The following is a 13,475-nucleotide window of genomic DNA, read 5'->3' as shown; positions in this document are numbered from 1 at the left end:
ACCCACGCAACCGACGACGGCCGCGACCCTCCCACGGGAGGGGAGCGGCCGTCGTCCATGATCGGGGCCGATGTCGGAGGCCTCGGCGTACGATGACAATCGTGCGGGGCGGCCACCGGGGCCGGGCCGCACGGGCGAAGGAGGCCACGATGTCCGAGGAGTCCGGCAGCGGAACAGTGATCGTCGGAGCGGGGCTGGCGGCCGCGCACGTCGCATCGACCCTCACCGGCGGCGGCTACACCGGGCCGATCACGCTCATCGGCGACGAGGGGGAGCGGCCCTACGAGCGCCCGCCGCTGTCGAAGGAGGCGCTCCAGGGCACCGCCGATTATGCCGACGCCTACGTCCACGACGAGGCCTGGTACCGGGAGGCCGGGATCGCGCTGCACCTGGACGACGCCGCGGTCGCGATCGATCGCGCCGCCCGCACCGTCCGGCTGACCTCCGGTGCCACCGTGGGTTACGGACGGCTCGTGCTCGCCACGGGGGCCCACGCCCGCGCGCTGCCCGTCCCCGGCGCCGACGCCGACGGCGTGTTCATGTTGCGGCGGATGGCCGACTCGAAGCGCCTGCGGGACGTGCTGACGACGGGTGCCCGGGTCGTCATCGTCGGCGGCGGCTGGATCGGGCTCGAGGTCGCGGCCGCGGCGGTGCTCGCCGGCGCGTCCGTCACCGTGCTCGAGGCCGGCGAGGCCCCGCTCGGCCGGATCCTCGGGTCCGTGCTCGGCGATCACTTCGCCGGCCTGCACCGCGCCCACGGCGTGGACCTGCGCACCCGGGCGAGCGTCGTGGAGATCGTCACCACCGAGGGCCGGGCCACGGGCGTGCGCCTCGACTCGGGTGAGGAACTGCCCGCGGACGTCGTGCTCGTGGGAATCGGCGCCGTGCCGAACACGGAGCTCGCCTCCGCCGCCGGTCTCGACGTCGACGGCGGCGTGCTGACCGACGAGCACCTGGTCACGAGCGATCCGGCCGTGCTCGCGATCGGCGACGTGGCCAACGCCCACAACAGCCTGCGCGGGGAGCGCCTGCGCGTCGAGCACTGGGACAACGCGATCCGGCACGGCACCCTCGCCGGCAGGGTCATCCTCGGCGAGAACGCGACCTACGACTGGCAGCCGTATTTCTTCACCGACCAGTACAACCTCGGCATGGAGTACGTGGGCCTGGGAAGCGGCAGCGACATCCTCGTGGTCCGCGGGGACCTCACCGCGGCCGAGGCGGCGGGGGAGTTCATCGCGTTCTGGCTGCGAGAGGGCGTCGTCACCGCGGCGATGAACGTGAACATCTGGGACGTGAACGACGACCTGCGGGCGCTCATCGGGCGACGGATCGAGCCCGGCCGGCTCGCCGACGACGGCATCGGCCTCGCCGACCTGGCCTGATCCGCCTGACCCGACACACCGGGGCCGGCCACCGGGGCCGGCCCACCGGGCCCGAGCCGGCGCCTGAGCGGACGGCGGCGGACGGACGGCGGCCGGTCAGCGCGTGGATCGGATGCTCAGGCCGGGCTTGCGCCGATGCACCGAGAGGTAGCGCAATCCGTCCGGGCCGGCCTCGATGGAACGCTGCGAGCGGCGGGGAAGCCACACGAGGCCGCCCGGGCCGAGCGGCACCACGTCGCGCTCGGTGACGACCCTGCCCGAACCGGCGATCACGTGCAGGAGCACGTCGAGGTCGGGGCCGGCGTGGGTGGCGATCCTGCCCTCCGGCGCGATCGCGATGACGTTGGCGTCCAGGTCGCGTTCGGCCACGTCGAGCCGCCAGACCGCCCCGAACAGGTCCGCCTCCGCCGTGGGCCCGGCCAGGTCGGCGGTATCGGCCAGCAGCCGCGGCAGCGGCGTAGCCGCGAGCATCGTGATCCGGATCCGCCATTCGGGGGCCTCGTCCAGGTACTCCCAGTCGTAGCCGCGCGGATACTCGCGTTCGAACAGGCCGCGCAGCGGAACGGGATCGTGATCGTTGACGAGGACGAACGACTCCTGCACCGCGAGCGCATCGAACGTGGCGAGGATGGTCGAGTGCCGGTCGGCGTGGGGGATCACGCGGGCGTCGAGCTCGTAGGAGGTCATTCGTGCTCCGATTCTGCGGTGGCCGGCGGGTGGCTCCATCATGCCCGTCCGCGCCGGGGCGCCGCTGCCGAGGCGGACAGCTCGCGGGCCGGACGGCGTGCGGGCCGACGAGGCTCGCCTACGATGGGGGCATGTCTTCGCAGGTGTGCAGGCGTCAGGTTCTCGCGGGTGCCGGAGTGATCGCGGGCGTGACCCTGCTCGGGGCGTGCAGCGGCGAATCGACGGCGCTCGAGCCGGGGATCGTGCTCACGCCCCTGGCGGACGTGCCCGTCGGGGGATCCGTCACGGTGACGCCCGAAGGGGGCTCGCCGATCGTCGTGGGCCGTCCGTCCGAGGGCACCGTCGTGGCCGTGAGTGCGATCTGCACCCACCAGGGCTGCGAGGTGGCCCCGATCGACGGGGAACCGCAGGTCCTCATGTGCCCGTGCCACCATTCGGAGTTCGAGACCTTCACCGGCGACGTCCTCGAGGGGCCGGCGGTCGACCCGCTGCCGGAGATCACGGTCGCCGTCACCGGCGGGAACGTCGTGACCGCCTGAGCGGCGCGGGTCGTACAGTGAACCCGGGGCGGCACGGCTGTGCCGGCCCGAGGAGAATGACGAAGGAGCGCACATGAGCCAGTTTCAGCCACCCGCGGGCCCGCAGGGGGAACCGCCGTTCGGGTCGGCCGGTGGGTTCGGGGAGTCCGCGCCCGCGCCCGGCGGCTACACCGGACAGGTTCCGCCGAGCGTGCCGAGTGCCGCGGCGCCCGGGCACTATCAGCAGGCAGACCACTACCAGCAGTACCCCCAGCAGCAGTACCAGCAGCCCGAGCAATACCAACAGGGCCAGCAGTATCAGCAGAGTCAGCAGTATCAGCAGGGCGCCGGATATCCCGCGTATCAGCCGGCGGCCCCGAGCGGCCCGTCGCTGTTCGAGGACCCGGTGCGACTCGGCAAGGCCGCCTGGCTCGCCGTCGCCGTGTTCTCGGGCCTCGTCGCGCTGGCCGCGGTGCTCAGCGCGATCGCGAACTTCTCGCTCGGCGGCCTCTACGGGGGCGCGAGCAACGTGCTCAGTGGGATCGCGGTGCTCCTCAAGGGTGTGTCCCTGGCGGCGGTGGTCGCCACGGTGGGCAGGCTCGCGATCGACTTCTTCGTGGGCGCGGCCCTCGACCGGGCCGACCGGGCCGCCGATCGGACCGACTGAGGCCGGGCCCGGCCGGGCGGGGAGGCTGGCCCGCCGGGGCTCGCGTGCGGCACGATAGCGGCATGGAACCAGTAGCCGAGCCCGACCGCAGCGTCACGGCGACGGACCCTCGGCCCCCGCGCTGGATGCGCCGCAGCACCCTGCTCCTGCTCATCGTGCTCGCGATCCTCGCGCTCGGGCTCGTGCTCTACTTCCTGCTCCCGGCCGGATGGGCCCGCGTCGTCGGTTCGATGACCCACGGCACGGCGGCCTCGTGGCACGGGGTCGGATTCGGGATCGTGTTCACCCTGGCCGCCGTGGCCACGGCGGCGCTCGCCCTGCGCAGCCGGCACCGCCCGGAACGGCGCGGCCTCGTGATCGGGCTCGTGGTCGCGACCGCCGTGCTCGCGGCACCCAACCTGCTCACCCTGCTCATCGCGACCGGGCTCACCGCGCCGCTCGCCCGGGCCGACGTCGTGCTGCGCATCACCGCGCCCGGCTTCACCGTCGGCACCCTCGTGGGCGTCGTCGTCGCGGCCCTCCTCGCCGGGGGCGGCCGCTACCTGTGGGTGAATCGCGGCCGGTCCGAGGCGAGCACGGACGGCGCGTGAGCGCCGGGTCCCGGCCCGGATCGCGAGCCGGTTACCCTGGGGTCATGGCAAGCCCCGCGACCGACCGACGGCACCTGCCACGGCGCCGCCGGTCGCGCGCCCGGCCGGCGAGGCGGCGCCCGGGCGCGACCCTCGCCCTGCTCACCTCCCTGCTCACCGGCATGGCCCTCCTCGTGGCGGGCTGTTCGGGCGGGGTCACGCTCGACCCCGAACCGGGGGTGAGCCACGCGGTCCGCAGCATCTCGGTCACCCACGAACCAGAGTCCGAACGGATCTCGGGCAGCGATCCGGCCGAGCTCGCCCTCGCCGCGTCCCAGTCCTACTTCGAGGCCGCCCAGGTCGTGGTGCTCGCCCCGGTCGACGAGCCCGGGGCCATCCTGCGTGCCGCCTCGATCGGAGCGGTCGCCGGAGTGCCGGTGCTGCTCACCCCGGCGCCGGGTGAATCCACGACGCCGTCCGACACCGCCACCCCGGGGGAACTCAACACCGAACTCGTGCGGCTGGGCACCCGGGCGGTGCTGACCGTCGGGGCCGTGAGCCTCGCGGACGTCGACACGACCGCGCTCATCGTCGCGCCCGACCCCGGCGACGACGAGGCCCTCGGCGCCCTCCTCGGACGCGAGGTGACCTCCGTGGCGCCACCCGAGCCCGAGGACGCCGTCCAGGCGCTCGCACGTCTCGGCGAGGACGAGGTGTTCGCCGCCCCGGAGGCCGGCGCCGGCCCGGACGCCTACGGGTCGATGCCCGAGACCCTCGCCGCCGAGCCGCTCGCGGGGGCCGTCGTCATCACTCGCGACGAGCCGGTCCTCGTGGCGGCCGCGGGCACGGCGGCCGGGGCCGGCGCCCGGCTGCTCGTGGGCAGCGAACCACTGCGCGGCGACGCCGACCTCATCGGCGCGCTGGGCGAATCGGCGGTCACGAGCCTCGTCGCCCTGGGGACGTGGTCGATGCCGCGCGCGGAGCTCGACGTGGTGCTGGATGCCGTCCGCACGGGCGTGCAACTCCCCGGCGGCGGACAGCTGATCTTCGGATCCGGGGACTCGTCGATCCGCTACGTGAGCCTCTACGGCAGCATCCAGACCGACAAGCTCGGCACCCTCGGCGCGCAGGACGCCGCGGCCACGATGACCCGGGTCATCGGCGACGCGGCGGCCTACACCGCCGCCTGGGACGACCGGGTCGTGCCGGCCGTGGAGATCCTCGTGACCGTGGCGAGCGAGGAGCCCGGGACCCACGGAAAGTACAGCCACATGTGGCCCGCCGCCGACATCGAGCCGTGGATCGAGCGGGCCGAGCAGGCCGGGGTGCTCGTGCTGCTCGCATTCCAGCCGGGACGATACTCGTTCCTGGACCAGGTCCGCGAATACGAGACCCTGCTCGCCCACCCGAACGTGGGCGTGCGGCTCGAGCCGGGCTGGCGGTACGAGACCGACGCGCGGGCCCGCGACCGGGAGGGGTCGGTCGACGCCGGCGAGGTGAACGACCTCATCTCCTACCTGAGCGCCTTCGTGGCCGCCCACGACCTGCCCCAGAAGCTCGTGAGCGTGAGCGAGTCCACCGCCGGGCAGGTGCGCCACCGGGGGATCCTCATCACCGACGACCCGCGGATCCCCGTCCTCATCAACGTCGACGTCGGCGGCGACGCCGAGGCGCGCGGCAAGGCCTGGCGGGCCGTCCGCGCGGAGGCCCCCGCCGGCCTGGCCTGGGGGGTCACGATCCCCGCGAAGTCCGACCCCCCGGTCGGTCCGGCCGAGGTCGCCGACCTGCTCTCGCCCGTGCCCGACTGGGTGAGCCGGCGATGACCGCGCCATCCGCCCCCGAGGGGAAGGCCGGCAAGAACGGCACCGACGGCAAGAACGGCACGGACGGGACCGACGTCCCTGACATCCCCGCGGAGGCCGAGCAGCACAGCTGGTGGGTGCGGCTGCACCCGTGGGCCCGGCGCTCGATCCGGGCGAGCATCGCCTTCGTCGTCACGGGCCTCGTGGCGGTCGTGGGCGGGGTGCTCACGGCCGACCACGAGGGCTCGCTCGGGCCCCACATCGCCGAGTACTCGATGACGCTCAACCACGAGATCACCGTGAACATGGGCCCGCTCGGATCGCTCATCCTCGACTCCCCGCTCCCGCTCGGCCTCGGTGTCGACGTGCTCGTCGAGCGGATCCCCGACGAGCTCTCGATCGGCGGGGAGGAGGTGCCCGCCGGCCCGGGGGACGCGATCGCGGGGCTCACCGAGGACCTGAACAGCTACGTGCAGTTCTTCACCGACCCGGCCACGACGATCCGCACCGCCGCGTTCGGGCTCGCCTCGAACGCGGTGCTGCGCACGTTCCTCTACTGGTCGATCCTGCTCACGGTCATCATGCTCAGCCGACTGACGGCGCACGGCCTGTTCCGCAACGCCGTCGCCTCGGCCTGGCGTCGCCCCGACATCCGGGCCGTGACCATCGGCCTCGTCCTCGCCCTGGCCGTCGCGCCGGCGGTCTCGGTGACGAAGGGTTCCGCCGGCGTGGGGCACACGTCCTCGGTCCTCGCGAACACGCCGCTGGCCGACGCCCGGATCACCGGCCGGCTCGGCGAGCTGATCGACCACTACGGGCAGGTCGTCATCGACGCGATCAACAAGAATTCGGAGTTCTACGACGTGGTCGAGGCGAACCTGCGCGACGCCTACGCCGCCGATTCCGCCCCGCACGCCCCGCGGACCCCGCCGCTGCCGGCTCCGACGATGAGCCCGGACGCGAGCCCGGCACCCGGAGACGGAGCCTCCGAGGCCCCCTCGGGGGCGGCGTCGACGCCCACCGCCACGCCGGAGCCCACGGGCGACGACCTCGGCGGTCCCACGGGCGCCGCCGACGGCAGCGGGGACGGCGACCGGACCGGTGACGAGGAGACGCCGCCGGGCACGGCCGGGCCGGACGGGATCCGCGCCGTGGACGAGGAGGACGTCGCCACGATCGTCATCGTCTCCGACCTGCACTGCAACGTGGGGATGGGCAAGGTCATCGGAGCCGCCGCCCAGGAGGCGGAGGCCGACCTCATCGTCAACCTCGGGGACACGGTCATGGGCGGCACCGCCGTCGAGGCGATCTGCGTCAACGCCTTCGCCGACGGCTTCGGGGACCTGCCGGTGGTCGTGGCCGACGGCAACCACGACTCGGACGTGACGGCCGACCAGGAACGCGGCCACGGATGGACCGTGCTCGACGGCAAGCCGGTCGTGATCGAGGGGATCCGCTTCCTCGGCGACACGGACCCCACCCTCACCTCCCTCGGCGCGCCGACCCGCCAGGTGGGGCCGGAGACGATCCCGGAGATCGGCGACCGGCTCCGCGACGAGGCGTGCGAGCTGGCGGCGGGCGGCGACCCGGTCGACATGCTCCTCATGCACAACCCCCGGGGCACGGAGGCCGCGCTCAAGAGCGGCTGCGTGCCGCTGGCCCTCGCCGGCCACTACCACCGCCGGATCGGACCGTGGCAGCGGGGGCTCGGCGTGCAGTACGTCAGCTCGTCCTCGGGCGGGGCCACGTACAAGGTGCCCACGATCGGACCCCTGAACGCGCCCGCGACGATCACGGTGATGCGCTGGGACCGTGCCACCCACACGCCCCTGAGCTTCCGCACGATCATCGCCGACCCGGATCAGAGCGTCGACCTGTCCCCGTGGTTCGCCTTCCCCGCCCGGCCCGACCACGAGGTCGAACTCGAGTGGCCGGCCCCCGGGCAGGGTCCGTGGAGCTGAGCGGGGCGGACTAGGCTGACCGGACAGGGCCCGCACCGGGGCCGACAGGAGAGGAACCGCGAGTGAGCGACACACACCCGAGCCCCGCGACGGCCGGCCCGCTGGACCCGATCGACGACCAGGTCCCCACCCGGGCGCCGGGCGGCCGGGAGTTCGGCTGGGTCGCCCTCATCACCGGGCTCCTGGGCCTGTGGGCCTCGGCCTCGCTGGCGATCGACTACATCAACCGGCTCGTGTTCGGCCAGGACTACGTCGCCGCCTGCGACATCAACCCGATGATCGGCTGCGGCCTGTTCCTCGACAGCGACGCGGCCTCGGCCTTCGCGATCCCCAACGTCGTCGTCGGGGTGGCCGCCTTCCCGGTGGTGATCACGCTCGCGATGCTGCTGCTCAGCCGGGTCGAACTGCCCCGGTGGATCTGGCGTGGCGCCGTGGTCGGCGGACTCTTCGGGATCGGGTTCGTGACCTGGCTGCAGTATCAGGCGCTGTTCGTGCTGTCGGGCCTGTGCCCCTACTGCCTCGTCATCTGGGCCGTGATGATCCCGCTGTTCGTGCACATCGTCGCCCGCGCCGGCGAGGCGGGGGCGCTCGGCTTCTCCGCCGGGGTGGCCCGTCAGCTCGTGCGCAACCGCTGGATCATCGTCGTGCTGTGGTACCTCGTGGTCGCGGCCGCGATCCTGCTCGTGCTCGGTGAGGCGCTCCTCGCGGTCATGTGACCGGCGGCGTCGCCCGTCGGAGCGGGCGGATGACCCCGACGCGGGAGGACCAGTGCCGGCCCGCCCGGAGCCGCCCGACCACGGCCCGCTCGAGGGAGGTGCGCTGCGGCAGCCGGGCCAGCTGCTCCGGGCCCACCTGCTCGCGGGTGCGGAACGTGAAGAAGATCGCGTCGCCGTCCGCCGGCCGGGACTCCTCCCGTAGCTGCCACAGGCGCTGGAACGCGGCGATGTTCCCCCGGCCCTCGAGCGCCTCGGACAGGTTCGGGTCGAGCAGCCAGGAATCGCAATGGAATCCGGCCAGGTCGAGCCCTGCGAGCGGTCCGGCGGCCAGCTCGCGCGCCTGGTCGAACGACTCCTGCACCCCGGTGAGCGGGCCCGTCTGGGGGATGTGCGCCGAGAGGTGGAGGCGGCCGTCGTAGCGGACGACGTTGAACTGCAGCCGGCCGAGCCACCACAGGGTGCCCGACCAGGCGACCGTGAGCCACCATTGGGTGTGCAGGCCGAAGGAGCCCGTGACGAGGCGGTGCACGTGCACCTGCTGGCCCAGGTCGCGCAGGCCGCTCGCCGCGACCTCCGCGGAGAGGCCGAGCCGGCGGCCGTAGGCGTGCACCTCCGGCGACGTGACGGCGAGGGCCAGCAGCGGCAGGAGTCCGCGGGGCCGGCCGGGCTCGTCGGGCAGGACGTCGAAGAAGTCCTTGGCCTGTGGGCCGAGCCGGTCGCCGATGAGCCCGAGGACCGGGCCGGTCGCGGCGGCGACCCGGTCGAGGTCGGCCGGCCCGATCGCCTCGAGCAGGCGGTCCAGCTCGGCGCGGTCCTCGGGATAGAAGCCGAGCCGATCCCACAGGGCCGGATCGGCCAGGCGGGAGCGCACCCGCTCCGGCGTCAGCGCGCGGGGCGCGGACGCCGGAGCGGGTGGGAACACCTCGATCGGTCGCTCGGTCATCGGTTGCGGGTCAGGAGATGCGGCTCTCGCTGCGGTCGGCGGTCCACTCGATGTGGAAGGACCCCTCGTCGTCCACCCGCCGATACGTGTGGGCGCCGAAGAAGTCCCGCAGGCCCTGGATGAGCGAGGCGGGCAGGCGCTCGGCGCGCACCGAGTCGTAATAGGACAGGGCCGCACCGAAGCCCGGGGCGGGCACGCCCGCGATGGCCGCGGTGGCGACGACCCGGCGCCAGCCGTCCTGCGCGGCCGTGAGGCCGGTGACGATGCTCGGCGCGGCGAGCAGGGTCGGCAGGTTCCCGCCGGCGTACTCGGACCGGATGCGCTCGAGCAGGCGCGCCCGGATGATGCAGCCGGCCCGCCAGATCTTGGCCACCTCGGCCACGTCGATGTCCCAGCCGTACTCGAGGGAGGCGGTGCGGATCTGGTCGAGCCCCTGGGCGTAGGCGACGACCTTGGACGCCCACAGCGCCTGGCGCACGTCCTCGACGAGGGAGTCGGTGCGCTCGACCCGGCGGTCGGGCCCGCTCAGGTGCTCCCGGCCGGCGGCCCGCAGGTCGGGGTGGCTGGAGACCGCGCGGGCGAAGACCGATTCGCCGATCGTGTTGACCGGCACACCGAGACCGAGGGCGCTCTGCACGGTCCACGTGCCGGTGCCCTTCTGGCCGGCCGCGTCCACGACCACGTCGACGAGCGGGGCGCCCGTGCGCGGGTCGAGCTGGTCGAGCACGGTCGAGGTGATCTCGATGAGGAAGGAGTCGAGGTCGCCGGTGTTCCACTCGCGGAACGCCTCCGAGATCTCGGCGACGCTCAGGCCCGCGGCCCGCAGCAGGTCGTAGGCCTCGGCGATGAACTGCATGTCGGCGTACTCGATGCCGTTGTGCACCATCTTGACGAAGTGGCCGGCGCCGTCGGGGCCCATGTGGGCGCAGCACGGCTCACCGTCGTAGCGGGCGGCGATGTCCTCGAGGATGGGGCCGAGCGCCGCATACGACTCGAGCGATCCGCCGGGCATGATCGAGGGCCCGTTGAGCGCGCCCTCCTCGCCGCCGGAGATGCCGGCGCCCACGAAGTGCAGGCCGCGCGTGCGCAGTGCCTGCTCCCGGCGACGGGTGTCCTCGTAGTGGGCGTTCCCGCCGTCGACGACGATGTCGCCCTCCTCGAGCAGCGGGATGAGGGAGTCGATCGTGGCGTCGGTGGCCGGACCGGCCTGGACCATGATGATGATCCGGCGCGGGCGCTCGAGGCTCGCCACGAACTCGGCCAGTTCGGCGGCCGGCACGAAGGATCCCTCGTCCCCGTGGGAGGCCATGAGGTCGTCCGTGCGGGCCTGGGTGCGGTTGTACAGCGCGACCGTGTGGCCGTGGCTCGCGATGTTCCGGGCGAGGTTGCGCCCCATGACCGCGAGGCCGATCACCCCGACGTGGGCGGTTCCGACAGTGCTCATTCTTCTCTGGGTCCCTTCGATGCGGCAGTTCCTCGACCGAACCTACCGGTCCGCGCCGTGCCGCGGCGAGGCGGACCACCGTCCGGGACCGCCGCACGAGCCGGCGCGGCGGCCGCAGGAGGCCCGTCGAGGCCCGTGCAGGCCCCGGCGGGCGCCGCGTGGGAGTCGCGAGCGGGCACCGGCCGGCCGTGGTCGGCAACAGCCGACACCGGCTGACAACAGCTGGCAACAGCCGGTGACTCGGGTGCCGGCCCGCCTGGTCGCGGGCGTGGCCATGACGCCGGTCACAGCGGGAATGAATCTTCAACTACCTTGTTGTGATGTATGCACACGCATAGAACTTGGGAGTCGGTAGAGATGCAGTTCGGAATCTTCACGGTCGGGGACGTCACCACGGACCCGACGACCGGTCGCACGCCGACCGAGCGCGAGCGGATCAAGGCGATGGTCGCGATCGCGAGACATGCCGAGGACGTGGGCCTCGACGTGTTCGCTACGGGCGAACACCACAATCCACCCTTCGTGCCGAGCTCGCCCACGACGATGCTCGGCTACATCGCGGCGCAGACCTCGAGGCTGCTGCTCACCACCTCGACCACGCTCATCACCACGAACGACCCGGTGAAGATCGCCGAGGACTACGCGATGCTCCAGCACCTGGCCGACGGCCGCGTCGACCTCATGATGGGCCGGGGCAACACCGCGCCCGTCTACCCGTGGTTCGGCAAGGACATCCGGCAGGGCATCCCGCTCGCGATCGAGAACTACGCGCTGCTGCGCCGCCTCTGGGAGGAGGACGTGGTCACGTGGGAGGGGCGCTTCCGCACCCCGCTCCAGCAGTTCACCTCGACGCCACGGCCTTTGGACGGCGTCGCCCCCTTCGTGTGGCACGGCTCCATCCGCAGCCCGCAGATCGCCGAGTTGGCCGCCTACTACGGCGACGGCTTCTTCGCGAACCACATCTTCTGGCCCACCGAGCACTTCCAGTCGCTCATCCGGCTCTACCGCGAGCGCTACGAACACTACGGTCACGGCAGCGCCGACCAGGCGATCGTCGGCCTCGGCGGGCAGATCTTCATCCGCAAGAACTCCCAGGACGCCGTGAACGAGTTCCGTCCCTACTTCGACAACGCGCCCGTCTACGGCGGCGGCCCCTCGCTCGAGGAGTTCACCGAGGCCACCCCGCTCACGGTCGGGTCCCCGCAGGAGGTCGTCGACCGCACGCTGACGTTCCGCGACCACTTCGGGGACTACCAGCGACAGCTCTTCCTCATCGATCATGCGGGCCTGCCGCTGCGGGTCGTGCTCGAGCAGCTGGACGAGCTGGGCGAGATCCTGCCGACCCTGCGCGCCGAGTTCGCGAAGGACCGGCCCGCCCACGTCCCGGACGCGCCGACGCACGCCTCCCTCGTCGAGTCCCGCCGGGCCGCGCCGGGCACCGCCGCCGCGATCGGGGAGCCGCGGCAGCCGGTCCGGGACACCGTGACCGGCCGCGCATTCGACCCCGCGGCGTCGTCGTGAGCGTGGCCACCGGCCTCGACCGGCCGCCGACGCCCCGCGCCGCGAGCGCGGCCTGGGAGGCGCTGCTGCGCACCCAGGCCGCCCTCATGGCCGGCTTCGAGGCCGGGGGAGACTTCGACCCGCTCTCCGCCCGCGAGTACGACGTGCTCTTCCGCCTCGCCGGCTCGCCCGGCGGCCGGCTGGCGATGCGCGAGCTCGTCACCGGCGCCCTCGTCTCCCAGCCGGGCATCTCGCGCCTGGTCGACCGGCTCACCGCCGCCGGCCTGACCCGGCGCGAACCCGACGCCCGGGACGGACGGGCGATCGTCGTCGTCCTCACGCCGCGCGGGCGCGCGCTCCAACGCGAGCTGGGACGCCGGCACGTCCGCTCGATCACGGCCCGGCTGGCCCCGCTGAGCGAGCGCGAGGCGCGGCTGCTGCAGGCGCTGTGCACGCGACTGACCGACGCCCTCGCCGTCCCCGACCACGCCGACCGCCCCGATCGCACCGCATGGGAGGATGCCTCATGACTTCCGTCGTCTCACTCTCCGGAGGGTTCGGATACCCCTCCACCACGACCGCCCTGACCGACCTGCTCGCGCGCGCGGCCGAGGAGCTGGACGGCGCGGACCTCACCCGGCTCGAACTGCGAGACCTCGCGGGCGACCTCCCCGACGCGACCCTCCTCGGGCTGCCGAGCGAACGGCTCGACCGGGCGCTGCGGGCCGTCGAACAGGCCGACCTGATCATCACCGCCTCGCCGGTGTTCCGCGGGTCCTACGCCGGACTGTTCAAGGCGTTCTGGGACCTCGTGGACCCGGTCGCGATGAAGGGCAAGCCCGTGATCCTCGGCGCGACCGGCGGATCGGCGCGCCACCAGCTCGTGATCGACCAGGCCATGCGGCCGCTGTTCTCCTACTTCGGAGCGCTCGTCGTGCCCACCGCGATCTATGCCGCGGAGGAGGACTGGGCGGCCGCCGGCCTGCCCACCCCCGAACTCGCCGATCGTGCCCGCCGCGCCGTGGCCCAGGCCGCCGACCTCCTGCCCGCCCGGGCGACCCTGCGGGGCTGAACCGGGCCCCCGCGGCTGGTGTGGGCCCCGGGGCGCGACCCGCCGGTGCGCTAGGCTGTGCGGGTGGAAACGCGGGCCCTCCTGAGCTGCCCGCGCTGAGCCGAAGCGGAACGACGCCGCGTCAGCGCGGACGACCTCTCACGTCTGGGTGAGGGGTCGTCGTCATGAGAGCCCACGTGTCCATCGGCCCAGTGGCCCCAGTAGACCGAGG

General features: G+C 73.3%; 13 protein-coding genes. 10 read left to right on the top strand and 3 right to left on the bottom strand.

Features of this window, described 5'->3' with window-relative positions:
- Positions 1 to 149 precede the first annotated feature (149 nt).
- Positions 150 to 1,385: an NAD(P)/FAD-dependent oxidoreductase gene (locus tag GCE65_RS08755; RefSeq protein WP_153878119.1), complete on the top strand. Its 1,236-nt coding sequence runs from the start codon at positions 150 to 152 to the stop codon at positions 1,383 to 1,385.
- A gap of 96 nt (positions 1,386 to 1,481) precedes the next feature.
- Here GCE65_RS08755 and GCE65_RS08750 read toward each other — a convergent pair whose 3' ends face one another.
- Positions 1,482 to 2,072 carry a DUF2249 domain-containing protein gene (locus GCE65_RS08750; protein WP_153878118.1) on the bottom strand — a complete coding sequence of 197 codons (591 nt, stop codon included), beginning with the start codon at positions 2,070 to 2,072 and terminating at the stop codon, positions 1,482 to 1,484.
- Between the two features lie 131 nt (positions 2,073 to 2,203).
- Here GCE65_RS08750 and GCE65_RS08745 point away from each other — a divergent pair, with 131 nt between their 5' ends.
- The 6 genes from GCE65_RS08745 (at position 2,204) to GCE65_RS08720 (ending at position 8,305) form a co-directional block, all read left to right on the top strand.
- Positions 2,204 to 2,611: a Rieske (2Fe-2S) protein gene (locus tag GCE65_RS08745; RefSeq protein ID WP_152818543.1), complete on the top strand. Its 408-nt coding sequence runs from the start codon at positions 2,204 to 2,206 to the stop codon at positions 2,609 to 2,611.
- 73 nt (positions 2,612 to 2,684) lie between these two features.
- Positions 2,685 to 3,257, top strand: coding sequence for a hypothetical protein (locus GCE65_RS16265; protein WP_194928653.1), 573 nt, complete (start codon positions 2,685 to 2,687; stop codon positions 3,255 to 3,257).
- Positions 3,258 to 3,319: 62 nt separating this feature from the next.
- A complete protein-coding gene (locus tag GCE65_RS08735) occupies positions 3,320 to 3,847 on the top strand; it encodes a hypothetical protein (protein WP_153878117.1) in 528 nt (175 codons plus the stop codon).
- Positions 3,848 to 3,891: 44 nt separating this feature from the next.
- The gene (locus GCE65_RS08730) at positions 3,892 to 5,649 is read left to right on the top strand and encodes a hypothetical protein (protein ID WP_153878116.1); all 1,758 of its coding nucleotides are present in this window, start codon (positions 3,892 to 3,894) and stop codon (positions 5,647 to 5,649) included.
- Positions 5,646 to 7,589: a metallophosphoesterase gene (locus tag GCE65_RS08725; RefSeq protein ID WP_153878115.1), complete on the top strand. Its 1,944-nt coding sequence runs from the start codon at positions 5,646 to 5,648 to the stop codon at positions 7,587 to 7,589. Before GCE65_RS08730 ends, GCE65_RS08725 begins: the two co-directional genes overlap by 4 nt.
- A gap of 62 nt (positions 7,590 to 7,651) precedes the next feature.
- Positions 7,652 to 8,305 (top strand): vitamin K epoxide reductase family protein, encoded by a 654-nt coding sequence (locus GCE65_RS08720; protein WP_152818552.1) that lies wholly within the window; start codon positions 7,652 to 7,654, stop codon positions 8,303 to 8,305.
- On the opposite strand, the gene GCE65_RS08715 is transcribed toward GCE65_RS08720, so the two are convergent.
- On the bottom strand, positions 8,298 to 9,248 hold the full coding sequence (locus GCE65_RS08715) for an acyltransferase domain-containing protein (RefSeq protein ID WP_153878114.1): 951 nt from the start codon (positions 9,246 to 9,248) through the stop codon (positions 8,298 to 8,300). The genes GCE65_RS08720 and GCE65_RS08715 overlap by 8 nt on opposite strands.
- 10 nt (positions 9,249 to 9,258) lie before the next feature.
- Positions 9,259 to 10,692 carry an NADP-dependent phosphogluconate dehydrogenase gene (gndA, locus tag GCE65_RS08710; RefSeq protein ID WP_153878113.1) on the bottom strand — a complete coding sequence of 478 codons (1,434 nt, stop codon included), beginning with the start codon at positions 10,690 to 10,692 and terminating at the stop codon, positions 9,259 to 9,261.
- A gap of 357 nt (positions 10,693 to 11,049) precedes the next feature.
- Between gndA and GCE65_RS08705 the strand changes: the two genes are divergently transcribed.
- Genes GCE65_RS08705 through GCE65_RS08695 form a run of 3 tightly spaced genes read left to right on the top strand, consistent with a single transcriptional unit; the run spans position 11,050 to position 13,264 of the window.
- Positions 11,050 to 12,213, top strand: coding sequence for an LLM class flavin-dependent oxidoreductase (locus tag GCE65_RS08705; RefSeq protein WP_153878112.1), 1,164 nt, complete (start codon positions 11,050 to 11,052; stop codon positions 12,211 to 12,213).
- Positions 12,210 to 12,722: a MarR family winged helix-turn-helix transcriptional regulator gene (locus GCE65_RS08700; RefSeq protein ID WP_153878111.1), complete on the top strand. Its 513-nt coding sequence runs from the start codon at positions 12,210 to 12,212 to the stop codon at positions 12,720 to 12,722. Before GCE65_RS08705 ends, GCE65_RS08700 begins: the two co-directional genes overlap by 4 nt.
- Positions 12,719 to 13,264, top strand: a complete 546-nt coding sequence (locus tag GCE65_RS08695; protein WP_194164977.1) for a CE1759 family FMN reductase — start codon at positions 12,719 to 12,721, stop codon at positions 13,262 to 13,264. The genes GCE65_RS08700 and GCE65_RS08695 overlap by 4 nt, the downstream gene beginning before the upstream one ends.
- Positions 13,265 to 13,475: the final 211 nt, after the last annotated feature.

Source organism: Pseudactinotalea sp. HY158 (assembly GCF_009660225.1).
Classification (GTDB): Bacteria; Actinomycetota; Actinomycetes; order Actinomycetales; family Beutenbergiaceae; genus HY158.
The sequence above is the reverse complement of the archived record's forward strand: the minus strand, read 5'-3'. Positions and strand labels throughout refer to the sequence as shown.